The sequence below is a fragment of the Microbacterium marinum genome, assembly GCF_014204835.1.
Lineage (GTDB): Bacteria > Actinomycetota > Actinomycetes > Actinomycetales > Microbacteriaceae > Microbacterium > Microbacterium marinum.
The window spans coordinates 2,078,298-2,100,235 of the sequence record NZ_JACHMD010000001.1 but is presented as its reverse complement, the minus strand read 5'-3'; the positions used below and the strand labels follow the sequence as shown (position 1 = coordinate 2,100,235).

The 21,938-nt window shown below is 68.9% G+C and carries 20 protein-coding genes and 4 tRNA genes; 13 read left to right on the top strand and 11 right to left on the bottom strand.

Annotated features, from left to right (window positions below):
• Positions 1-4 precede the first annotated feature (4 nt).
• The 4 genes from BKA24_RS10375 to BKA24_RS10360 all read right to left on the bottom strand — a co-directional run bounded on the left by BKA24_RS10375 (position 5) and on the right by BKA24_RS10360 (position 5,208).
• Complete coding sequence (locus BKA24_RS10375; protein WP_184217764.1) at positions 5-2,149, bottom strand: 3-hydroxyacyl-CoA dehydrogenase NAD-binding domain-containing protein; 2,145 nt, start codon at positions 2,147-2,149, stop codon at positions 5-7.
• A 10-nt stretch (positions 2,150-2,159) separates the two neighbouring features.
• Entirely contained in the window at positions 2,160-3,362 is a 1,203-nt protein-coding gene (locus tag BKA24_RS10370) for an acetyl-CoA C-acyltransferase (RefSeq protein ID WP_184217762.1), read from the bottom strand.
• Between the two features lie 72 nt (positions 3,363-3,434).
• Positions 3,435-4,631 carry an HRDC domain-containing protein gene (locus tag BKA24_RS10365; RefSeq protein WP_184217760.1) on the bottom strand — a complete coding sequence of 399 codons (1,197 nt, stop codon included), beginning with the start codon at positions 4,629-4,631 and terminating at the stop codon, positions 3,435-3,437.
• Positions 4,624-5,208, bottom strand: coding sequence for a DUF3000 family protein (locus BKA24_RS10360; protein WP_184217758.1), 585 nt, complete (start codon positions 5,206-5,208; stop codon positions 4,624-4,626). The genes BKA24_RS10365 and BKA24_RS10360 overlap by 8 nt, the downstream gene beginning before the upstream one ends.
• 25 nt (positions 5,209-5,233) lie before the next feature.
• On the opposite strand from BKA24_RS10360, the gene BKA24_RS10355 reads away from it, so the two are divergent.
• Positions 5,234-6,454 (top strand): alpha/beta hydrolase family protein, encoded by a 1,221-nt coding sequence (locus BKA24_RS10355; protein ID WP_184217756.1) that lies wholly within the window; start codon positions 5,234-5,236, stop codon positions 6,452-6,454.
• On the opposite strand, the gene BKA24_RS10350 is transcribed toward BKA24_RS10355, so the two are convergent.
• Positions 6,426-7,124 (bottom strand): dihydrofolate reductase family protein, encoded by a 699-nt coding sequence (locus BKA24_RS10350; RefSeq protein ID WP_343066079.1) that lies wholly within the window; start codon positions 7,122-7,124, stop codon positions 6,426-6,428. The two genes, BKA24_RS10355 and BKA24_RS10350, sit on opposite strands and share 29 nt — an antisense overlap.
• Positions 7,125-7,157: 33 nt before the next feature.
• On the opposite strand from BKA24_RS10350, the gene zapE reads away from it, so the two are divergent.
• The 4 genes from zapE to BKA24_RS10330 all read left to right on the top strand — a co-directional run bounded on the left by zapE (position 7,158) and on the right by BKA24_RS10330 (position 11,706).
• Complete coding sequence (gene zapE, locus BKA24_RS10345; RefSeq protein ID WP_343066078.1) at positions 7,158-8,192, top strand: cell division protein ZapE; 1,035 nt, start codon at positions 7,158-7,160, stop codon at positions 8,190-8,192.
• A 166-nt stretch (positions 8,193-8,358) separates the two neighbouring features.
• A complete protein-coding gene (locus tag BKA24_RS10340) occupies positions 8,359-9,627 on the top strand; it encodes an ammonium transporter (RefSeq protein WP_184217754.1) in 1,269 nt (422 codons plus the stop codon).
• 96 nt (positions 9,628-9,723) lie between these two features.
• Positions 9,724-10,251: a type II toxin-antitoxin system PemK/MazF family toxin gene (locus tag BKA24_RS10335; RefSeq protein ID WP_184217752.1), complete on the top strand. Its 528-nt coding sequence runs from the start codon at positions 9,724-9,726 to the stop codon at positions 10,249-10,251.
• 174 nt (positions 10,252-10,425) lie between these two features.
• On the top strand, positions 10,426-11,706 hold the full coding sequence (locus BKA24_RS10330) for an ABC transporter substrate-binding protein (protein WP_184217750.1): 1,281 nt from the start codon (positions 10,426-10,428) through the stop codon (positions 11,704-11,706).
• A gap of 74 nt (positions 11,707-11,780) precedes the next feature.
• Here the strand turns inward: BKA24_RS10330 and BKA24_RS10325 are convergent.
• A tRNA-Val gene (locus tag BKA24_RS10325) sits at positions 11,781-11,853 on the bottom strand.
• 149 nt (positions 11,854-12,002) lie between these two features.
• Between BKA24_RS10325 and BKA24_RS10320 the strand changes: the two genes are divergently transcribed.
• The 3 genes from BKA24_RS10320 (at position 12,003) to BKA24_RS10310 (ending at position 12,299) form a co-directional block, all read left to right on the top strand.
• Positions 12,003-12,074 (top strand) — tRNA-Gly (locus BKA24_RS10320).
• A 55-nt stretch (positions 12,075-12,129) separates the two neighbouring features.
• A tRNA-Cys gene (locus tag BKA24_RS10315) sits at positions 12,130-12,203 on the top strand.
• A 24-nt stretch (positions 12,204-12,227) separates the two neighbouring features.
• Positions 12,228-12,299: transfer RNA gene (locus BKA24_RS10310), tRNA-Val, on the top strand.
• A 161-nt stretch (positions 12,300-12,460) separates the two neighbouring features.
• Here the strand turns inward: BKA24_RS10310 and BKA24_RS10305 are convergent.
• The gene (locus BKA24_RS10305; protein ID WP_184217748.1) at positions 12,461-12,970 is read right to left on the bottom strand and encodes a hypothetical protein; all 510 of its coding nucleotides are present in this window, start codon (positions 12,968-12,970) and stop codon (positions 12,461-12,463) included.
• 169 nt (positions 12,971-13,139) lie between these two features.
• On the opposite strand from BKA24_RS10305, the gene BKA24_RS10300 reads away from it, so the two are divergent.
• On the top strand, positions 13,140-13,487 hold the full coding sequence (locus BKA24_RS10300; protein ID WP_184217746.1) for a YnfA family protein: 348 nt from the start codon (positions 13,140-13,142) through the stop codon (positions 13,485-13,487).
• Positions 13,488-13,512: 25 nt separating this feature from the next.
• Here BKA24_RS10300 and BKA24_RS10295 read toward each other — a convergent pair whose 3' ends face one another.
• Positions 13,513-14,556: an NAD(P)-dependent alcohol dehydrogenase gene (locus tag BKA24_RS10295; protein ID WP_184217744.1), complete on the bottom strand. Its 1,044-nt coding sequence runs from the start codon at positions 14,554-14,556 to the stop codon at positions 13,513-13,515.
• 72 nt (positions 14,557-14,628) lie between these two features.
• On the opposite strand from BKA24_RS10295, the gene BKA24_RS10290 reads away from it, so the two are divergent.
• Positions 14,629-15,141, top strand: a complete 513-nt coding sequence (locus BKA24_RS10290) for a glycine cleavage system transcriptional repressor (protein WP_184217742.1) — start codon at positions 14,629-14,631, stop codon at positions 15,139-15,141.
• 1 nt (position 15,142) lies between these two features.
• Entirely contained in the window at positions 15,143-15,799 is a 657-nt protein-coding gene (locus tag BKA24_RS10285; protein ID WP_343066076.1) for a DNA alkylation repair protein, read from the top strand.
• A gap of 2 nt (positions 15,800-15,801) precedes the next feature.
• On the opposite strand, the gene BKA24_RS10280 is transcribed toward BKA24_RS10285, so the two are convergent.
• Positions 15,802-16,965: an ArsB/NhaD family transporter gene (locus BKA24_RS10280; RefSeq protein WP_184217738.1), complete on the bottom strand. Its 1,164-nt coding sequence runs from the start codon at positions 16,963-16,965 to the stop codon at positions 15,802-15,804.
• Positions 16,966-17,121: 156 nt separating this feature from the next.
• Between BKA24_RS10280 and thrS the strand changes: the two genes are divergently transcribed.
• Together thrS and BKA24_RS10270 are read left to right on the top strand one after the other, a co-directional pair.
• Complete coding sequence (gene thrS / locus BKA24_RS10275; protein WP_184217736.1) at positions 17,122-19,140, top strand: threonine--tRNA ligase; 2,019 nt, start codon at positions 17,122-17,124, stop codon at positions 19,138-19,140.
• On the top strand, positions 19,137-19,688 hold the full coding sequence (locus BKA24_RS10270; RefSeq protein ID WP_184217734.1) for an HIT family protein: 552 nt from the start codon (positions 19,137-19,139) through the stop codon (positions 19,686-19,688). Before thrS ends, BKA24_RS10270 begins: the two co-directional genes overlap by 4 nt.
• Before the next feature lie 18 nt (positions 19,689-19,706).
• Here the strand turns inward: BKA24_RS10270 and pdxY are convergent, their stop codons facing one another.
• Complete coding sequence (gene pdxY / locus BKA24_RS10265; RefSeq protein ID WP_184217732.1) at positions 19,707-20,558, bottom strand: pyridoxal kinase PdxY; 852 nt, start codon at positions 20,556-20,558, stop codon at positions 19,707-19,709.
• On the bottom strand, positions 20,555-21,907 hold the full coding sequence (locus BKA24_RS10260; RefSeq protein WP_184217730.1) for an aminotransferase class I/II-fold pyridoxal phosphate-dependent enzyme: 1,353 nt from the start codon (positions 21,905-21,907) through the stop codon (positions 20,555-20,557). The genes pdxY and BKA24_RS10260 overlap by 4 nt, the downstream gene beginning before the upstream one ends.
• Between the last annotated feature and the right edge of the window lie 31 nt (positions 21,908-21,938).

Sequence of the window (21,938 nt, the reverse complement as noted above, 5' to 3'; positions counted from 1 at the left end):
CGCGTCAGCTCGCGATGCCGCGAATCGGCGGGTTGTGGAACGTGCCGCCGAAGACGCGCTCGCTCGCCCCCTCGCGGTCGAGGTACGGCGTCGCGCCCCCGTCGATGAACGGCCAGCCGGCGCCGAGGATGAGGCAGAGGTCGATGTCCTCGACCTCGGGCACGACACCCTCGTCCAGCATGATCTTGATCTCCTGGGCCAACCCGTCCTGCACGCGCTGGAGGATGACGTCGGATGCCGTCGCCTTCGAGCCGGCTGCCCTCTTGACGACCTTCTCGGCGGCCTTCGTGAAGCCCGTGACCCGGCCGCCCTTGTCCTTCTCGACGATCTCCGACAGCTCCGCGAGCTCGTGGAAGTTCTCGTTCGCGTAGAACCTGTCGGGGAACGCACGCACCATCGTGTCCTGCACGTGGGCGGCGACCTTCCAGCCGACGAGGTCGATCAGCTGGAACGGTCCCATCGGCAGGCCGAGCGGGGCGAAAGCCTTCTCGACGTCGGCGACCGGCGTGCCCTCGTAGACCGCGCGTGCGGCTTCGCCCATGACCTTGGCAAGGAGGCGGTTCACCACGAAGCCGGGGGCGTCGGCGGTGAGCACGGCGTTCTTGCCGAGACCCTTGGCGACGACGAACGCCGTCGACAGGGCAGCCTCCGAGGTCTGCGGCGTCTTCACGATTTCGATCAGCGGCATCACCGCGACCGGGTTGAAGAAGTGGAAGCCGACGAGGCGCTCGGGGTGGGCGAGCTTCGCGCCGATCTCCTCGACCGAGAGCGACGAGGTGTTCGTGGCGAGGATCGTGTCTTCGGCGACGATCGCCTCGATCTCGGCGAACACGGACTGCTTGACGCCGACTTCCTCGAAGACGGCCTCGATGACGAAGTCGCAGTCCTTGTAGAGGCTCTTGTCGGTCGTGCCGGTCACGAGCGCGCGGAGCTTGTTGGCGCTGTCCGCGTCGAGGCGGCCCTTCGCCTCGAGCTTGCCGATCTCCTCGTGGATGTAGGCGACGCCCTTGTCCACGCGGGCCTGGTCGAGGTCCGTGATGAGGACGGGAACCTGCAGGCGGCGGACGAACAGCAGCGCGAACTGGCTGGCCATGAGGCCGGCGCCGATGATGCCGACCTTCGTGACCTTCTTGGCGAGCGTCTTGTCGGGGGCGCCGACGGGACGCTTCGCACGCTTCTGCACGAGGTCGAACGCGTACATGGATGCCGCGAACTGGTCGCCCACGACGAGGTCCGCGAGGGCCTCATCCTCACGGGCGAACCCTTCGGCCTTGCTGCCGCTCTTCGCCTTGTCGAGAAGGTCCAGGGCGACGTACGGGGAGCGGGGCATCGTGCCGATCTTCGACTCGAGCATGTTCCGGGCGACCTTGATGGCGATGGGCCACTTGGTGAGACGCTCGATCTTGCCGGGCTCGTTCTTGCGGTCGACCTTGACGGAGCCCGCCAAGACACCGTCGGCCCACCGGAGCGAGTCCTCGAGGTAGTTCGAGGCGGGGAAGATCGCGTCCATGATCCCGAGGTCGAAGGCCTGCTTCGGCTTGAGCACACGGTTCTGCTTCAGCGGGTTGGAGATGACGACCTCGAGGGCGTTCTCGATGCCGATGAGGTTCGGCAGCAGGTATGCGCCACCCCATCCGGGGATGATGCCGAGGAACACCTCGGGGAGCGCGATGGCCGCGGCCGAGGCGTCGACCGTGCGATAGGTCGAGTTCAGCGCGATCTCCAGACCGCCGCCGAGCGCGAGCCCGTTCACGAAGGCGAACGAGGGCACGCCGAGGTCGGAGAGCTTGCCGAGCACCTTGTGGCCGAGCTGTGCGATGAGGCGGGCGTTGTCCTTCGACCCGACGTTGCTGACCTCGCTGAGGTCGGCGCCGGCGGCGAGGATGTACTGCTTGCCCGTGATGCCCACAGCCTGGATCTCGCCGTTGGCGGCGCGGGCCGCCAGTGCGTCGAGCGTCTGCCCGAGCGCGGTGAGGGTGGCCGGTCCCAGGGTGTTCGGTCGGGTGTGGTCGCGACCGTTGTCGAGGGTGATCAGTGCGAGCACCTTGCCGCTCGGGAGCGTGATGTCACGGACGGGGGAGTTCGTGACGACCTCGCTGTCGGAGAGGGCGAGAATGGGGCTGAAGTCGATGGAGTCGTAGTTCGTCATCGCGGCCGTCTCACTTCTTCTTGCCGTTGTAGTGGGGGTTCTCCCAGATGACCGAGCCGCCCTGACCGAGACCCACGCACATGGCGGTGAGGCCGTAGCGGACGTCGGGACGCTCCGCGAACTGCGCCGCGAGCTGGATCATCAGGCGGACACCGGATGCCGCCAGCGGGTGACCGAGCGCGATCGCCCCGCCCCACTGGTTGACACGCGGGTCGTCGTCGGCGATGCCGAAGTGGTCGAGCAGCGAGATGACCTGGACCGCGAAGGCTTCGTTGAGCTCGAACAGGCCGATGTCGTCGATGGTGAGCCCGGCCTTCTTGAGGGCCTTCTCGGTCGAGGGGATCGGACCGATGCCCATGATCTCGGGCTGAACGCCGGCGAAGGCGTACGAGACGAGGCGCATCTTGGGCTTGAGGCCCAGCTCCTTGACGGCGCCGCCGCCGGCGAGGAGCGACATCGTTGCGCCGTCGGTGAGGGGGGAGGAGGTGCCGGCGGTGACGCGACCGTGCGGACGGAACGGCGTCTTCAGTGCGGCGAGGTCCTCCATGGTGGTCTGCGGGCGACGGCCCTCATCCTCCGTGGCGAGGCCCCACGCGCCGGCGGCATCCTTCACGGCCACAGACACGAGGTCGGGCTGGAACTTGCCGGCGTCATACGCGGCCTGCGCCTTGTGCTGGCTCAGCATGCCGAATCGGTCGGAGCGCTCCTTCGTGAGCTGCGGGAATCGGTCGAAGATGCGCTCCGCCGTGACGCCCATATTCAGCGCGCCCGGGTCCACCATCTTCTCCGCGACGAACCGGGGGTTCGGGTCGGCGTTCCCGCCGATGGGGTAGTGGCCCATGTGCTCGACGCCGCCCGCCAGAGCCACGTCGTACATCCCGACGCCGATGGAACCGGCCATGGTCGTGACGCTGGTCATCGCGCCCGCGCACATCCGGTCGATGGCGAAGCCGGGAACGGTTTGGGGGAGTCCTGCGAGGATCGCGACGGAGCGCCCGAGGGTGAGGCCCTGCTCGCCGGTCTGACTCGTCGCGGCGATCGCGACGTCGTCGACGCGCTCAGCGGGAACCGACGGGTTCCGTTCCATCAGGCCGATGGTCGCCTTGACGGCGAGGTCATCGGCGCGGGTGTTCCAGTACATGCCCTTCTCGCCGGCGCGCCCGAAAGGGGTCCGCATTCCGTCGACGAAGTAGACGTCCGAAAGCTCGGCCACACTGCCTCCAATGATTGGGTTCTCACCCAGCCTAGAGAGGCGGTTCCACGGTGAAAATCGGTTGGGTCGAACCTACGAAGCCGGTTCGTCGCCGTCGGTCCGGGCGTTGACGGATTCCACAAACGCGGCGGTGATGACCTGTGCGGTCCGTGCAATCTGCCACGGCCGCGCGCCCCACTCCGCGAGTGCTGCGGCTATCGTTTCCGGGGTGATCTCCGCGGGCGGATTCCACGCGACGCGTCGGAGCGTGTCGGGGGTCAGCAGGTTCTCGGTCGGCATGTTCAGCTCCGCCGCGACCGCCTCCACGGCCGGACGCGCCGACTTCAGGCGAGCGTCAGCCGGGGCGTTGCGATCCGCCCACGCGCGGGGTGGCGGCATCCCATCGCCCGAGCCTCGCTCCGAGGGGAGTGCGGGATCGGCCCGCCCTGCTTCGATGGCGTCCCACCAGCGATCGAGCTGGCTTCTGCTGGCGCGCCCGGTGAACTCCTTCACGCGAGCGAGATCGCTCTTCGTGGCGGGGTTGGCCGCCACGGCGGCGACCAGCGAACGGTCCGGGACGAGCCGACCCGGTGAGACGTCCTCCTGCTGGGCGAGTTCCTCCCGCGCCGTCCACAGCGCTCTCGCGATGGCGAGCGAGCGGCGGCCGCGGACACTGTGGAGTCCGCTGAGGCGGCGCCAGGGCTCTTCCCGTGCGGGCTTGGGTGCACGAGTGCGCACGGCCTCGAACTCCTCCGCGGCGAGGGCGGATTTGTCCTGCTCTTCGAGCTCGGCCACCAGGGCGTCGCGCACGTCAACGAGGTGCAGGACGTCGAGCGCGGCATACTCGAGCCACGATTGGGGGAGTGGTCTCGTCGACCAGTCGGCCGCGCTGTGCGCCTTCGCGAGGGTGATGCCGAGCGTGTGTTCGACAACGGCCCCGAGCCCGACGCGATCGTGTCCCAGGAGACGCGACGCCAGCTCGGTGTCGAAGATCCGCGGAGGTTCGAGCCCGTCCTCGCGCAGCGACGGGAGGTCTTGGCTGGCGGCGTGGAGGACCCACTCCTCTTCGCCGATCGCCTGTTGCAGGGGGGAGAGGTCGCCGATCGCAGGCGGGTCGAAGAGGAACACACCCGCACCGCGGCGGAAGACCTGGATGAGGTAGGCGCGCTGCGAATAGCGGAACCCGGACGCGCGTTCCACATCGACCGCGACGGGCCCGTGCCCTGCGGCCAGTGCCGCGGCTGCCGCCGACGTCCCTTCCTGATCTGCGATGACGTCGTATTCAGCCACGTGCACTCCGCTGTCCGCCGAACACGGCGATGTTCTCCGACCCGGGCGGCAAGCCGGCCAACATGCAGACCAGCTCCGCCCAGGCATCCATATGACGTGTGACCTCTCCATCGGGCGACCACGATGCGCGGAGCTCGATCTGCGCCCCGTCTCCCTCGGACGCGAGGGTGCCGAAGCCCTTGGACAGGGTCTTCGTCGCCGTGCCGGATGCCGCGTGGAACGTCGCCCCGCGGGCGGCGAGGGCATCCACCAACCACGACCAGGCGACGTCGGCGAGGAGAGGATCCGTGCCGATCTCAGGTTCGAGCGGCGCCTGCGCGAAGCAGACGATCCGCCACGGGCCTCCCCATGCCTCCGGTTCGTCGGGATCATGCAGGATGACGATCCGTCCCGTTCCGAACGGGGAGTCGACACCGTGGTCCTCGGGGCGCACGTCTCCGGCGAAGGCGATCGCCTCCGGGGCCAGTGCGCCGGGCGCCGGGATCTCTCGGACGACGAAGTCATCGCGGAAGGCGAGCGCGCGCAGGGCGTCGCCGGCGGCGAGGAAAGCAGGCGAGGCGCCCGCGGGATCGGTCACCTCGACAGACTAGAATGAGCGGACCATGATGGCTTCCAGGCGCGCCGTTCCCGAGGGCGCCCCACCCTTCACGGTTGCCGCCGTCGGCGGGGTCGTGGTCGCCCTCGCGACCGCCCTGCTGAGCGTGACCGGGGTGATGGCACTCCTGGCCGGCCGGGTGGCGCGGCGCGTCGTGGTCCCGGCTCCCCGCATCGCCGATCTCCGCCTCCTCGACGTGGACACGGCGGCGCAGACCATCACCGTGAACCGCACCGCCGACACGGTCCTGCCGGGGCGCTACGGACTGTTCACCTCGGGCACGCAGGACTACGTCAAGATCGGCACCGTGCTGGCGGCCGACGAGGCGAGCGTCACCCGGAAGCTCCTCACCGAGATCGGCTCCGAGGACCGCCTCGCCGCAGAGGCCGCCTTCAGCGGCTGGTACTACAGCTCGCCGGACGAGCTGCACGTGCCGCACACCTCCGAAGTCGTCCCCGCCGCTGTCGGTCCGTGCCCCGCGTGGCTGTTCCCGGCAGCGTCGGAGACCGATGTCTGGGCAATCCACGTGCACGGCCGAGGGACGACGCGATCCGAGAGTCTGCGCGCCGTGCCGGTGTTCCGCAGTGCAGGCGTGACCTCTCTCCTCGTCTCCTACCGCAACGACGGTGAGGCTCCGCGCACCCGTGGCGGGACGTACGCGCTCGGGGCGACGGAATGGCGCGACGTCGACCGGGCGATCGATTTCGCCCTCCAGCGCGGCGCGCGGCGAGTCGTGCTCATGGGGTGGTCGATGGGCGGCGCGATCGTCCTCCAGGCCGCGCTGAACTCCGCGCATCGAGATCGCATCGCGGGTGTCGTGCTCGACTCGCCCGTCATCGACTGGCGACGAGTCCTGATGCACCAGGCCGGCGAGATCGGGGTGCCCGCGCCGCTCACGCGTCTCGCGCTGGACGCTCTGCAGCGTCGATGGGCGCGCACGATCACCGGCGCCGATGTCGCCATCCCGCTCGATCGGCTCGACCTCGTGGCCCGAGCGGGGGAGCTGGTCCACCCGGTCCTGCTGCTCCACAGCAGCGGCGACGACTTCGTGCCGGTCTCGGCGTCGCGCGCTCTCGCCGCGGCCCGCCCCGACATCGTCGAGTTCGACGAGTTCGACACCGCTCGCCACACCAAACTGTGGAACTACGACGAGGAGCGCTGGACCGCGTCGATCCGCACGTGGCTGGACCGAGTCGGGATCACCGGCGCCGCAGGCGAAGGTAACTGAAACCCGCGTCGTCGACGAGCATGCCGTCGACCGCGAGGCCGACATCTGCGCCCACGGACAGGAAGGGCGCTGACGCCGGCGCGAGGACCGGCGCGGAGGTGACGCAGTACTCGTCGATGACCCCCGCCTGGGCGAAGCGAGACGCCAGATCGGGTCCGCCTTCGCAGACGATGCGCGGCATCCCGCGTTCGGTCAGCGCAGTGACGATCTCGGACGGTTGCAGATCGCGCGTTCCGGACAGGTGGATGACACTCGCACCGGCGGGGACGTTCCGAGGGGTGACGCCCGCCGGCAGGAGGAGGAGAACGCGCGCCTCGGCCTCCGCGCTGACGTCGAGTCGGTGACCGGTGAGGTCGCCGGTGCGAGAGACGACGGCGAGGTGGGCGCGTCGCGGCACGACGTACCCCTCGGCCCGGACGCTCTGGGCGCCGACGACGACGACATCAGCCTCGGAGCGGATCACGCCGAGGATGGTCCGGTCGACCCGGTTGGTCAGCGTCTCACTCGTCCCGTCCGACCCGACAGCACTGCCGGTCAGCGTTGTGATCATGTTGAGGCGCACGTATGCGGAGTCTCCGCGCCGATATCGCGCCGTGAGCCACTCGCGGCCCGACGCGGACGCGGCATCCACTCTCTCTCCGGACGACGGCACGACCTCGGTGACCCACACGTCGTCATCCTCGCACGAGGTTAGGGTTGAGGAGTGTCCCTCGCTCCTGCCGGAATCGCCCACCTGAGCGATCGCCACCCCCAGGTCAGCGGCGCCGAGATGGTCGCCGCGCTCGTCCCGCCCCCGCAGTTCGACGGGGCGACCTTCGAGTCGTACCGCGTCGACGAGAACTACCCGTCACAGCAGGAGGCGAAGGATCTCCTCGTGCGATTCAGCGGCGGCGCCTCGGCGTCGGCTCCCGCCCGGGGCGGTCTGTTCCGCAGGGCGAAGCGCGAGCCGCAGATGAAGCCCGGGGTCTACCTCGACGGCGGATTCGGCGTCGGCAAGACGCACTTGCTGGCGTCGATCTACCACGCAATGCCGGCACGCCGGAAGTACTTCGGCTCGTTCATCGAGTACACCGCGCTCGTGGGGGCCATGGGCTATCAGAAGACCGTGGAGCTGTTCCGCGGGGCCGACCTGCTCTGCATCGACGAGTTCGAGCTCGACGACCCGGGCGACACCATGGTGATGACCCGACTCATCGCGGAGCTCGTGCCGACCGGGACGAAACTGGCAGCGACGTCGAATACGCCGCCGAACGCGCTGGGCGAGGGCCGATTCGCCGCGCAGGACTTCCTCCGCGAGATCCACGCGATGGCCGAGCACTTCCAGACCATCCGCATCGACGGCACCGACTACCGCCAGCGCGCCGTCGACGGTCACGCGGTGGTGCTGGATGCGACGGAGTACGAGAGCGAGATGGCGGATGCCGCATCGTCGCGTTCCGCATCCGACGATGACTTCGGCACCCTCGTGCGCCACCTGGCGACTGTCCACCCGTCGAGGTACATCCGTCTGATCGAGGGGATCGGTCAGATCGGCCTGCGCGACGTGACTCCCTTCGACGACCAGTCCGCGGCGCTCAGGTTCGTGGCGTTCGTCGACCGCGCCTACGACGCGCAGATCCCGGTGCGAGCGACGGGCGCGCCCCTGGATCAGGTGTTCGGCGAAGAGATGCTGGCCGGCGGATACCGGAAGAAGTACCTCCGCGCGGTCTCGCGTCTGGTCGCTCTCACCCACTCCTGAGCCTCTGCGGGGGGAGTCGGGAGCGCGCCGAAACCTGATGTTTACCGTGCAGGTCCCCTCGTAACCGAACGGAAACACGTGAGCGCCCGCTCGGGAAACTGGAGGCCTCGACACTGGGGACACCCGACGCTACACCTGCGTCCCTGCAGAGAGGTATCCCTTCGAGATGGATCAAGGCAACACCGCATTCATACTCATCGCGGCCGCATTCGTCCTGCTGATGACGCCTGGCCTGGCGTTCTTCTACGGCGGCCTCGTCAAGGCCAAGAGCGTGATCAGCATGATGATGCTGAGCTTCGGCGCTCTCGGTCTCATCGGCGTCCTGTGGGTCGTCTTCGGCTACGCGATCGCATTCCCGGGCGCTGAGGGCACCCTGGCACCGTGGGCGATCGACTGGTCGGCGATCGGCCTGAACAGCCTCCTGGAGACCCCGGAGGACGCGGCCTACCCGCCGATGGCCTTCGTGTGCTTCCAGGCGACCTTCGCGATCCTGACGGTCGCGCTCGTCTCGGGCGCCATCGCCGACCGCGCCAAGTTCGGTGCATGGATGCTCTTCGCGGGCGTCTGGGCGACGATCGTCTACTTCCCCGTCGCCAGCTGGGTCTTCAACTTCGGGCTCGCTGATGACGGCTCGTTCGCCTACGGCGGATGGATCACCCACGGTCTCCAGGAGACCTTCGGCGTCGGCGCGATCGACTTCGCCGGTGGCACGGCCGTCCACATCAACGCGGGTGCAGCTGCCCTCGCGCTGGCTCTGGTGCTCGGCAAGCGCGTCGGCTTCCAGAAGGGCGTCCACGTCCCCCACAACCCGCCCTTCGTCCTCCTGGGCGCCGGTCTGCTGTGGTTCGGATGGTTCGGCTTCAACGCGGGCTCCGAGCTCGCCGCTGACGGCACCGCCGCTCTCGCCTTCATCAACACGATCGCGGCTCCCGCGGCAGCTCTGCTCGCCTGGCTCGTCGTCGAGAAGATCAAGGACGGCAAGCCCACCTCCGTCGGCGCCGCCTCGGGTGCCGTCGCCGGTCTGGTCGCCATCACCCCTGCGTGCGCGTCGGTCCAGCCGATCTGGGCGATCCTGCTCGGCATCATCGCCGGTGCGGTGTGCGCACTCGCCATCGAGCTGAAGTTCAAGCTCGGCTTCGACGACTCGCTCGACGTGGTGGGCATCCACCTCGTCGGTGGTCTTATCGGCACGCTGTACCTCGGCTTCTTCGCTAACGGCACCGGCCTGTTCCTGGGCGGCGACGCCACCCAGCTGCTCGTGCAGGCCATCGCCGCGATCGCCGTCCTCGTCTACTCCTTCGTGCTGGCCTACGTCATCGGCTTCGCGATCGAGAAGACGATCGGCTTCCGCGTGAAGAACGAAGACGAGATCGCCGGCATCGACACGGTCGTGCACGGCGAGGCCGGCTACACGCTGGCCGACGCGAAGGTCTGACCCAGGTCCGAACCCTTCAGGGGCGTCGCGGAGCGATCCGCGGCGCCCCTTCCGTCTGCGCGGAGCACGCGGCATCCGATGGTCTACCGTGGCGAGATGGGTCTCTTCTCGCGCGTGATGCAGCTCCTCGTTCCCCAGCGGCCGGATGCCGCGTCGTCGCAGATCCCGCACATCGTCGCTCCCGGCGGGGGCGCGGGCAGCGGGACCGACGGAATCGTGGAGGTCGCCGCGCCCGGGGCGGGAACGCTGAACCTCGTCTACTCCGCGCAGCCGGATGGCCGGCCGGACGCGGGGGAGGTGGTGTGGGGGTGGGTGCCCTACCAGGAGGATCCGCACCAGGGGAAGGACCGCCCGCTTCTCATCCTCGCTCCCGCCTCGGGTGACCGGGTCTACGCCATGAAGCTGACCAGTCGGCAGCCGGCGGACGGATCCGATCACATCCCCCTGGGGAGCGGGCCGTGGGACCACGCCGGTCGCCCGTCGTGGCTCGACGTCGACCAGGTGTATCTGGTCCCGCGACGCGGCGTCCGCCGGGAAGGCGCGGCGGTCGCGCCGGAGGTCTTCGACCGGGTCGCTGAGCAACTCGCCGCGCGTTTCGGCTGGTCCGTGTCCGACGTCGGATGACGCCGCGGCGCCCGTGCCGCTCAGCGCCCGCGCCCGCGAGGAATTCGCATCTTGCGAGGGGTCGACGGGCTGCTCTACATTGTCGGTAAGCGCTTGCTGAAAGCGCTTTCCCGCGCGTACCTTCCGAGTGCGCGGGCCCCGAGCGTCCATGGTGGACGATCAGAGAGGACGATGATGTTCCGCACCCGAACGGCCGCCGCAGTTTCTGCAGCGGCGGCCTCCGCCTTGCTCCTGGCCGGCTGCACCAGCGCGGCGGCCCCGGCCGCGGAGTTCGACCCCGACGAGAAGGTGAGCCTTGACTTCGCCTGGTGGGGGAACGACGACCGCGCGGCCCGCTACACGGCGCTCATCGAGGCGTTCAACGAGGAATACCCGAACATCACGATCAACACGACGTTCACTGACTTCCCGAGCTACTGGGAGCAGCGACAGGTGGAGGCCGCCAGCGGCAGCCTGCCGGACGTCTTCCAATTCTCCGACAGCTACCTCCGCCAGTACGGCGAAAGCGGGACGATCCTCGACCTGAACGAGGTCGCCGATCACATCGACTTCACGACCTTCGACGAGGCACTCCTCGGGACTGGCCGACTCGACGACGTGCAGTACTCGCTGCCCACCGGGTTCAGCCTCTGGGCCAACTTCGTGAACCAGGACCTTCTCGACGCGGCCGGAGTGGAGCTCCCCGAGGGCGGGACCTCCTACGACGAGTTCGACGACTGGCTCGCCGAGGTGACGAAGAAGACCGGCGGCGCCCCCTTCGGTGGCACCGACTACACGCAGCGGATTCAGGTGTTCGAGCTTCAGCTCCGTTCGGCGGGCAAGTCCCTCTACACCGCAGAGGGCGAGCTCGGCTTCACCGAGGACGAGCTCGCCGCGTTCTGGGAGTCCGGAGCCGACCTGCGCGATGGAATCACGATTCCGCAGCAGCAGCTCGAGGAAATCAGCCCCATCTCCGGATTCGGAGCGACGAAGACGCTCAGCGAGATGAGCTGGAGCAACTTCCTGGGTGGGTACCTCGCCGACTCGGGCTCCTCCTCGATCGCCATCGTCGCGCCGCCGACAACCGATCCCGAAGCGAAGGACCTGTACCGCCAGGGAGGGCTCCAGGTCGCGATCTCGTCGAAGACCGAGCACCCCGAAGCCGCCGCCATCTTCTTGGACTACGTCGTCAATAGCGAGGAAGCGGGGGAGATCTTCGGGACCACCCTCGGATTCCCGGCCTCCAGCAGCAAGCTCGAAGGGGCGACCCTCGAAGGCCCGGATCTCCAGGTGGCCGAATACATCGAGTCCGTCGCGGACCGCATCGGCGACACCCCGCCGCCCGCCGTCGTCGGCTACGGCTCGCTCGAGCAGAAGTTCTGGGACCTCGGCAAGGAGCTGGGGCTCGGCACCAAGGATGTCGACGCAGCCGTCAGCGAGTTCTTCGCCGAGGCGGACGTGATCTTGAACCAGTGATCGACCGGGGTCGGCCACGAGCCGACCCCGAACGACGAAAGCCCCGACGACACGTGTCGTCGGGGCTTTTCTCGTGGGCGATGCGGGACTCGAACCCACGACCTCTTCCGTGTGAAGGAAGCGCGCTACCAACTGCGCCAATCGCCCATTCGGCCACGTGGGCCGGTGATCGAGCATACCGGATCGGAGCCCGTCTCCCGAACCGACGCGGGGGACACGCGCGGGGTGCCTCCGGTTTTGCGCAATCCTCAATCTCGTCTAATGTAGAACGAGTTCCCGGGGCAACCAGGGAGCACGCGGATGTAGCGCAGTGGTAGCGCATCACCTTGCCAAGGTGAGGGTCGCGAGTTCGAATCTCGTCATCCGCTCGAGTGTGGGGATCTCCCTCCGGGGAGATCGCGTCACGTGGGTCAAACCACACACGGTGGCGTGGCCGAGTGGCTAGGCAGCGGCCTGCAAAGCCGTCCACACGGGTTCGAATCCCGTCGCCACCTCCACTCACAACTCAACAGCCTGTACAGGCGCGATTGGCGCAGCGGTAGCGCGCTTCCCTGACACGGAAGAGGTCACTGGTTCGATCCCAGTATCGCGCACAGAATAACCCCCGATAATCCGGGGGTTTTTTGTTTGCCCGGGACGTGCGTGCCGCTATCCCCGTACTGACGTCGTGTGACCAGGCAATATGGCGTGGCTCAAGCTGCAACAACACAGCCGCATCAACGGCTAGGTCGTGCGCCCTCGTCGAGATCGTCGATCACGCCGAGCCTCTTTCCTTGTGCCAGTACGCCGCGACCTCACTGGTCTGCCGCAGAATCGAGTCGGGTCGAGGTCTCTCCTCGGGCCAGAGTGTAAGTTCGTACCGGTCGTTCGTCGGTTCGTCTTCCGGGATCCCGAGCCGGTGGGCAGCGTCCATGTTTCGGGCCGACCAGCGTGCGCGGTAGGTAGCAACGGGGAGCTGGATCTCCACTCCGTCATCGAACGTCGCTAGCCAGAGTTCCTCGGCGTTCGGACGGAACGAGACCTCGACGACTTCCTCCCAATCGCTCAGGGCCGGTTCGTGGTCGAGGAGAAGCGCACGAAGTGGGACGTCGCCGGTGTGGAGACCGGTCGTCATAGTGAGAAAGCCGGCGTGGGCTCCTCCGAGCAGGCCGTTCGTCTGCCCGTTGAACGGAACATCCGGGTCGGGCCAGTCGTCCTGCTCGGCGTAAATCTGCGCGAACCCGTAGTGAACGCGAAGAACCCCGTCGAACAGCACGGTTTCCATCTGGCTCCTTCATCAGAGTGACTCGGGGTCAGTCTCCCACCAATCGCAGTCTGCGCGTCGCCGGCGCGTCGGCGTGCGTCCTATCGGGGCTTTTGTGTTTCCGGGATGCCGGGCGGCGAGGTGCCGACGGCGTCACGGCTGGCGCAGAGCTCCCTGCCAGACTGTGCAGATGACCACCGGCCGCATCATCGTCCTGTTCGTGCTCGCCGCCATCGCCGAGATCGGTGGTGCCTGGCTGATCTGGCAGGCGGTCCGAGAGAACCGCGGGTGGTTGTTCGCCCTGTTGGGAATCGTCGCGCTCGGCGCGTACGGGTTCATCGCGGCGCTCCAGCCTGACGCGAACTTCGGCCGGGTCCTCGCGGCCTATGGCGGCGTCTTCGTCGCGGGGTCGCTGGCCTGGGGCATCGTCGTCGACAAGTTCCAGCCGACGCTGTGGGACTACGTCGGGTCGGCTGTGGCGCTACTCGGGGCCGCGATCATCATCTTCGCTCCGGTCGTGACGACGTCGAGCGAGTGACCGCGGCCCCGCGCAGCGGCGCGTCTCAAGGGACGATGACTGCGCGACCGCGCACGGTGCCGGCGGCGAGAGCCTCGTAGGCCTCCGCGCCTTGGTCCAGCGTGTAGCGCTGAACCTCCACGCCCACCTGTCCGGTGCGCGCCAGGTCGAGCACCTCGACCAGTTCGCTCCGCGAACCCCAGTAGGGGATGCGGACGGCGGCATCGAACGCGATTGTGCCGAAGCCGACGTGAGCCGTGCCCCCGCCGATGCCGACGATCGTCACATCCGCATCGGTCGCGGCGGCGGCGACCGCCGTCGCGATCGTCGGCTCGGCGCCGACGAAGTCGAAGACGGCGTCGGCACCGCGACCGCCGGTGAGCTCTCGGATCTTCGCCGCGGCGTCGGCATCGCTGAGGACCGTGTGGTGCGCACCGACCTCGGCGGCGAGCGCCAGCTTCTCCTCCGTGATGTCGAGCGCGATCACCGTGGCCGCCGAGACGGCGCGGAGGATCTGGATCGCGACGTGGCCGAGCCCTCCGGTGCCGATCACCACGGCCGTGCTCCCGGCCCGCAGCTTCGGAAGCGACGTCTTGATCGCGTGGTACGGCGTCAGTCCGGCATCCGTCAGAGAGACGTTCTCGACCGGATCCAGGTCGCCGAGCGGAACGAGGTGGCGGGCGCTGTCCACGATCATGTATTCGGCCATCGACCCGGGAGCGCCGAGCCCGGGAGGCTTGATCCCCTCGGCCGCGGCGTTGGTGCAGTAGTTCTCCTTGCCCTGGGCGCAGTTGTGGCACCGGCCGCAGCCCCAGGGGCCATACACCGCGACGGCGTCGCCGACCGCGACGTGCTCGACGCCCTCGCCGATCTCTGCGACGATGCCGGCGCCCTCATGCCCGAGCGTCAGCGGCAGCGGGTAGCCGGCAGCGGTGTACTCCTCTTCGGAAAGGCCCATCACGTACTCATCGGAGTGGCAGACGCCGGCGGCGGTGACCTTCAGGAGCACCTGCCCGGGGCCGGGGGAGGGCGTGGCGATCTCGACGACCTCGGGATGCGAACCTATGCGCGTGTATTGAAGTGCCTTCATGACGACCACGCTACGCCCGTCGGCGGCCTGTGGCGCTGGCCCGCTCAAGAGGCTCCGGCGTAGGCTCAGCGCATGGCGCACCTCGTACTCACCGTCGTCGGCGACGATCGCCCCGGCCTCGTCAACGCTCTCGCGGAACAGATCGCGGCGCACGGCGGCAACTGGGAGCGGAGCGAGCTGGCCGAACTCGCCGGCGCGTTCGCAGGAATCGTCCTCATCTCAATTCCTGACGAGCGGGTCGAGCAGATCACGGCCGCGCTCGAGGGCCTCGATGGCATGCTGCGCGTCACTGCGCACGGAGGTGTCGCCGATGCGGAGGCCCAGGCTGGCGAGCGGCAGCTGGAGGTGACCGTCCTGGGCAACGACCGTCCCGGGATCGTGCGGGACGTCTCGGCGGCCATCGCCGCGCACGCGCTCAGCATCGACACTTTCCGGAGCCGTACCCTCGAGGCGCCCATGGCCGGCGGCACCCTCTTCGAGGCGGTCGTCGCCTTCCGGCTTCCCGTGGACACGGATGCCGCGCGCGTCACGACCGCGCTGGAGCAACTCGCCGGAGAGATCCAAGTCGACCTCACTGTCGTGTGACGTGAGCCTGCCCGAGGTCGTCCGACGCTCGCTGCGCGTCGCGGCGGATCCGTCCCGCGCGGCCGGCCAGCAGGCCTACATGAAATCGGATCTGCCCTTCCTTGGCGTCCGCGTTCCCGAGGTCCGAGCGCTGACGCGCGCCGCCGTGCGACCGGTTGCGAGCATCGAGCTCGCGGTGTCGGCTGCCACAGAGCTCTGGGACGAGGCGGAGTACCGCGAGGAACGGTACGCGGGGATGATGCTCCTCGCCGTCCCGCCCGCCCGCGGCGAGCTGGTGATCGTGCCCCTCATCGAGCACATGGTCTTCACCGGTCGTTGGTGGGACATCACCGACGAGTTGGCCGGCCGTGTCCGAGACCTTCTCGACCGGCATCCGCGGGATGCGGGTTCGCTCGTCCGAGGGTGGTGCATCAGCGATGAGATGTGGCTGCGCAGACTCGCGATCCTCGCCCAGCTGGGGCGTCGGGAGCGCACCGATCTCCGACTGCTCACCGACGCGCTCGAACCGAACCGCCGCGATGGCGAGTTCTTCATCCGCAAGGCGGTCGGGTGGGCGTTGCGGGACGCATCGCGCACCTATCCCGAGTGGGTGGCGGCCTACGTCGCCGCCCACGCGCTCAGCCCGCTCAGTCACCGAGAGGCGGTACGTCACCTCTAGGGTCAGAGCCAGACGAGTGCGGCGACGGATGCGGCGACGATGACGGGCGCCGCGACCAGTCCCCACACGGCGAAGCGGCCCCACGAGACCTCCACACCCACGGCGCGGAGTCGATCGTGCCAGAGCAGCGTGGCGAGCGATGCCCACGGCGTGATCAGCGGGCCGGCGTTCACCCCGATCAGCAGGGCGGGCAGGCGACCGGTGTCGTGCGCGGTGGACTCGAGAAGCAGGTACGCCGGCAGGTTGTCGACGGCGTTCGCCGCCGTCAGGCCTGCAGCAGCCATTCGCCACACATCCGCCGTCTCAGACCCCGTCCCCGCCACGGCCGCGATCCATCGACCGGAGCCGAGTGTTTCGGCCGCGGCGACGGCGGCGAACAGGCCTGCGGCGAAGACGAGCAGCGACCAGGGGATGAGACGCGGCGACAGGGCGCGGGGTGCGCGCCACGCGAACAGGGCCGTGAGAGCAAGCGCCGCACCCGCCGCGGGGATCCAGGGCGGCAGCCCGCTCACGAGGAGCGGCAGGACCGCGACCACGATGACCGATGACCCGACCAGCTGAACGCGGTCGGCTATCCGCGGGGAGTCCGACACCACGTAGCGGCCGCCGAGTGATCGGCGGTGCACCACCCCGAGGACGAGCACGGTGGTGAGTACCGCGGCGACCGCCGACGGCGCCATCAGGGTGGCGAAGGCGGTCGGGCCGCCCCCCGGCATCCGATCCGCCGCCAGCAGATTCGTGAGGTTCGAGATCGGCAGGAAGAGGGAGCCGGTGTTTGCGAGCCAGATGGTGGTGAGGGCGAACGGAAGCGGGGGCAGCCCGTTGGCACGCGCCACGGCGACGACCACCGGCGTCAGCAACACCGCTGTCGTGTCGAGCGAGAGGAAGGCGGTCGTCACGACGGACAACCCCGCGACCGACAGCCACAGCAGCCACGTGCGTCCCCGGGAGAGCCGCGCGAGCCACGACGCCGCCACGTCGAACACGCCCGCCCGCGTGGCCAGCTCCGCCACCACCGAGATCGCGACGACGAACGCGAGGATCGGCGCGACGCGATCGGCCACGGCGGCGAGTTCCCGGAGGGGCAGAGCACCGAGGGCGACGGCGACGAGGGAACCCGCAAGCAGGATGCCTCCCGCGATGGCGAGCTTCACGGCATCCATCATGGACCCTGCGAGAGGGGCTACTAGACTCGGCCTATGGAACCCGGTCGGCACGTCATCGTCGCCGGCACGCGAACGCCTGGGGCCTGAGCGGGCGGAGCGCGGCGTGCGCTCGAAGCTGAGTAGCCTTGATCCGAGCCACCTTCTGGAGAAGTTCCCTTGACTGATGTGATCGCGCCGGCGGCTGTGAGCCTCCCCGCCGATGGATTCGCCCTCTTTCCCGACCGTTCCGTGGTCGCCCTCCGCGTCCGCGGTGAACTGAAGGACCTCGCCACGACGATCGACGATCTCGACGGTGTCGAAGCGGTGACCGCAGGAAGCCCGGACGGGTTGAACATCCTGCGTCACTCGACCGCCCACGTCCTCGCGCAGGCGGTGCAGCGCGTGCGCCCGCAGTCGAACCTCGGCATCGGACCGTTCATCACCGACGGGTTCTACTACGACTTCGGCGTCGACGAGCCGTTCACCCCCGAAGACGTCAAGGCCATCAAGAAGGAGATGGAGCGCATCGTCCGCGAGGGCCAGCGGTTCGTCCGCCGCGTCGTCACCGAGGCCGAAGCGAAGGCCGAACTCGCCGACGAGCCCTTCAAGCTCGAGCTCATCGACCTGGCCGGTGGGCCCGGATCGGGAGCAGATGCCGCCGAGGGCGCGTCCGTCGAGGTCGGTGCCGGTGAACTCACGATCTACGACAACGTGAACCGCGACGGGGAGACGGTCTGGAAGGACCTCTGCCGCGGCCCGCACGTGCCCGGCACCCGCATGGTCGGCAACGGCTGGGACCTCACCCGCGTTGCCGGCGCGTACTGGCGGGGCAGCGAGAAGAATCCGCAGCTCCAGCGCATCTACGGCACCGCATGGCCGACGAAGGACGAGCTGCGGGCCTACCAGCACCGCCTCGAGGAGGCCGCCAAGCGCGACCACCGGAAGCTCGGCAAGGAGCTCGACCTCTTCTCCTTCCCCGACGAGATCGGCCCCGGCCTTTCGGTGTTCCACCCCAAGGGCGGGATCATCCGGTACGAGATCGAGCGCTACATGCGCGAGCGTCTGCTGGCCAACGGCTACGACGTCGTCAACACGCCGCACATCACCAAGGGCGACCTGTTCATGACGAGCGGTCACCTGCAGTGGTACGCCGACGGCATGTACCCCCCGATGGTGCTCGATGAGGTGGTGGATGCCGACGGTCACGTCTCCCGCGAGGGCCAGGAGTACTACCTGAAGCCCATGAACTGCCCGTTCCACAACCTGATCTTCCGTTCGCGTGGTCGCAGCTACCGGGAGCTCCCGCTGCGCCTCAGCGAGTTCGGCTCGGTCTACCGCTACGAGAAGAGCGGCACGCTCGCCGGCCTCACCCGCGTGCGAGGGATGACGCAGGACGACACCCACATCTACGTCACCGCCGACCAGGTCAAGGGCGAGCTGGAGCACAGCCTCGAGTTCGTGCTCCAGACCCTTCGCGACTACGGACTCAACGACTTCTACCTCGAGCTGTCCACGAAGGAGGAGGGCAACCCGAAGTTCATCGGCGACGACCGCCTGTGGACCGAGGCGACGCAGACCCTCCGGGAGGTCGCCGAAGGCTCCGGCCTCGAGCTCGTGCCCGACCCGGGCGGTGCGGCGTTCTACGGACCGAAGATCTCGGTGCAGGCCCGCGACGCCATCGGCCGCACGTGGCAGATGTCGACCATCCAGCTCGACTTCAACCAGCCCGAGCGGTTCGAGCTCGAATACACCGGCCCGGACGGCGAGAAGCACCGTCCCGTCATGATCCACCGGGCGCTGTTCGGCTCGATCGAGCGGTTCTTCGCGATCCTGCTCGAGCACTACGCCGGCGCGTTCCCCGTGTGGCTCGCTCCGGTCCAGGTCGTCGGCATCCCCGTCGCCGAGGAGTACGCCCCGTACCTCGACGGCATCATCGCGCAGCTGCGCGCTGCCGGCATCCGTGCCGAGGTCGACCACTCCGACGACCGGATGCCGAAGAAGATCCGCACCCACACCACGCAGAAGGTGCCGCTCCAGCTCATCGCGGGGGAGCAGGACCGCTCGGGCGAGACCGTCTCCTTCCGCTTCCGCGACGGGACGCAGACGAACGGCATCCCGGTCGCCGAGGCCGTCGCGAAGATCGTCGATGCCGTGCGCACGCGTGCGCTCGTGAACACCGCGGAGGACCTCGCATGACCGAGGAACCGAACGGGCGACTCGAGGACGCCGCCGAGCTGGCGGGCGTGCCCGACGAGTTCCAGCGGCTGTGGACGCCGCACCGGATGGCGTACATCCAGGCCGGCCCCGAGCCGCTCAAGCACGACTGCCCGTTCTGTGCGGCTCCCGGGAAGACCGACGAAGAAGGTCTCATCGTCGCGCGGGGCGAGACGGCCTACGTGCTGCTGAACCTCTTCCCCTACAACTCCGGTCACCTGCTCGTGTGCCCGTACCGCCACTTCTCGACCTACGACGAGGCGACGCCCGAAGAGGTCGCGGAGATCGGCGCGCTGACGCAAGTGGCCATGCGGGTGCTCCGCGGCGTCGCCCGCTGCGACGGCTTCAACATCGGGATGAATCAAGGCGCCGTCGCCGGCGCGGGCGTCGCCGAGCACCTCCACCAGCACGTCGTGCCGCGGTGGGCGACCGATGCGAACTTCTTCCCGATCATCGCCAAGACCAAGGCCCTGCCGCAGCTGCTGGGCGAGGTACGCGATGCCGTGCAGGGCGGCTGGCCGGTCATCTGACCGGCCGCGCCGCGCGGCTCAGCGGACCTGCGTGACCTCGAACTGCATCCGCGGGTGCGCGTACGCCTCCTGCGCTTCGATGAGCTGCAGTTCGCGGGCGCCGGCGTCGAACGTCGTCTGTAGGAGGTCGAACACGCTCGAGGTCGTCTTGGCGAGAGCGGATGCCGCGTCGCCGGTCTCCCGGAAGTGTGCGGTGAACAGCGCGGCGGTGACGTCGCCCGACCCGTTCGCCTTCATCGGAATCTTCGGGGTGCGGACGATCCACGCACCGGCATCCGTGACGGCGAGCATCTCGATCGTGCCCTCGGGGCGGTCGGGCCGCTCGACGCTGGTGACCAGGACGGTGGAGGGTCCCATCGCGCGAGCGGCATCCGCCGACGCCAGGGTCGACTGGAGGTCGGCGGGCTCGGTGCCCGTCAGGAAGCCCAGTTCGAACTGGTTCGGGGTGATGAGGTCGGCGGCCGGCACGACGCGCTCGCGGAGCAGGATCGGGATCGCGGGGGCGACGAAGCACCCGCTCTTCGCGTTCCCCATGACCGGGTCGCACGCGTAGATCGCGTCGGGGTTGGCGGCCTTGACCCGCGAGACAGCGTCGAGGATGACGTCGGCGATTCCCTCGCCACCCTGGTAGCCCGACAGGACGACATCGATGTCGGGGAACGCGCCGCGCTCCTCGACGCCGGTGAGGACGTCCGACACGTCCGCCGGGCTGATCAGCGGACCTCGCCATGCGCCGTATCCGGTGTGGTTCGAGAAATTCACCGTGTACACCGGGAGCACCTCGACCCCGATGCGCTGCAGGGGGAAGACGGCGGCGGAGTTGCCGACGTGGCCGTACGCGACGGCGGACTGGATCGACAGGACCTTCATGGGCGGGTCATCACTTTCTTCGTCGGCGCGAGCGATCGCGCAGCGGCGACGACGTCGGCGGCGAGCCGCTCGGCGTCGTCATCGGACAGGTCGTGGACGGTCAGTCGCAGATGCGCGGCGGCGGTGTCATCGCGGAGCACGAACTCCTCGCCGGGACGCGCGAGCCAGCCGCGGCGCATGAGCTGCTCCGCGACCGCGCGCCCGGGGCCGGGGACCGGCACCCACACGCTCAGGCCGTCGCCGGCGGTCGTGGCTATCCCGAGCGAGGTCAGGGTTTCGGCGAACGCGGTGTTGCGTGCTCGGTAATGGCGCGCGGTATCGGCGATGTGCGCGGTCACGGCGGGGTCGGAGACCAGGGACACGACCAGGCGCTGCAGGAGGTGGCTGACCCAGGTCGACCCGGGGCTGAGTCGCTGCGCGAGGCGATCGGCGGTCTCGGGGTCACTGGCCGTCACGGCGAGGCACATGTCGGGCCCGAGGAACTTCGAGACCGATCGAATCAGCGCCCATCGTCGGTGGCCCGCGCCGACGATCGAGTGGAACGGCGAGCTCGAGAGCATGGAGAAGTGGTCGTCTTCGATGACGAGGACGTACGGGTGGGGGGCGAGCACGTCACGGAGCGCCATGGCGCGCCGCTCGGACAGGCTCACGCCGGTCGGGTTCTGGGCGCGCGGCGTACACACGATCGCTCGCACGCCTGCATCGAGTGCGGCGCGGAGCCCTTCGACCGTCATGCCCTCGTCGTCGACCGGGATCGCGACCGGCCGGTAGCCGCCGGCGCGAACGGTTCGCTGCGCGGACAGGAAGCACGGGTCTTCGAGCCCGATCGGGTCGTCGCGGGTCAGCGCACCGGTGAACAAGCGCTCGAGTGCGTCGACCGCGCCGCCCGTGATGGTGAGCCGGACGTCGTCGCGGTGGGGGAGATCGGCCTCGATCCAATCGCGCGCCCACCTCTCGAGGGCGGGATCGATGGTGGGTTCGCCGTACAGGACCGGTCGACCGGCGAGCGTCGCGAGCGCAGGGCCGAGCTCGGGGATGCGCGACGCGTCGGGATTGCCGGTCCCGACATCGCGCAGCACGGTGTCGGCCGAGAATCCCTCCTCGGCGAGGTCGGATCGTCCCGCCACGCGTGTCCCCGCGCGTCCAGCGGTCTCGACCGCCCCGGCGGCGGCGAGTTGGCGGTAGGCGGCCACGACGGTGTTGCGATTCACGCCGATCGTCTCGGCGAGGGCGCGCACGGGCGGCAGCGGTGACCCCGGCTCCAGGATGCCGCGGTCGATGAGCGAACGGACGCTGTCGGCGATCTCGGCGGCGGAGTCGCCGGCGATCGCGAGGAGCTCGTTCGTCATAGCGACGAGTCTATGTCCCGGACATGCTAGC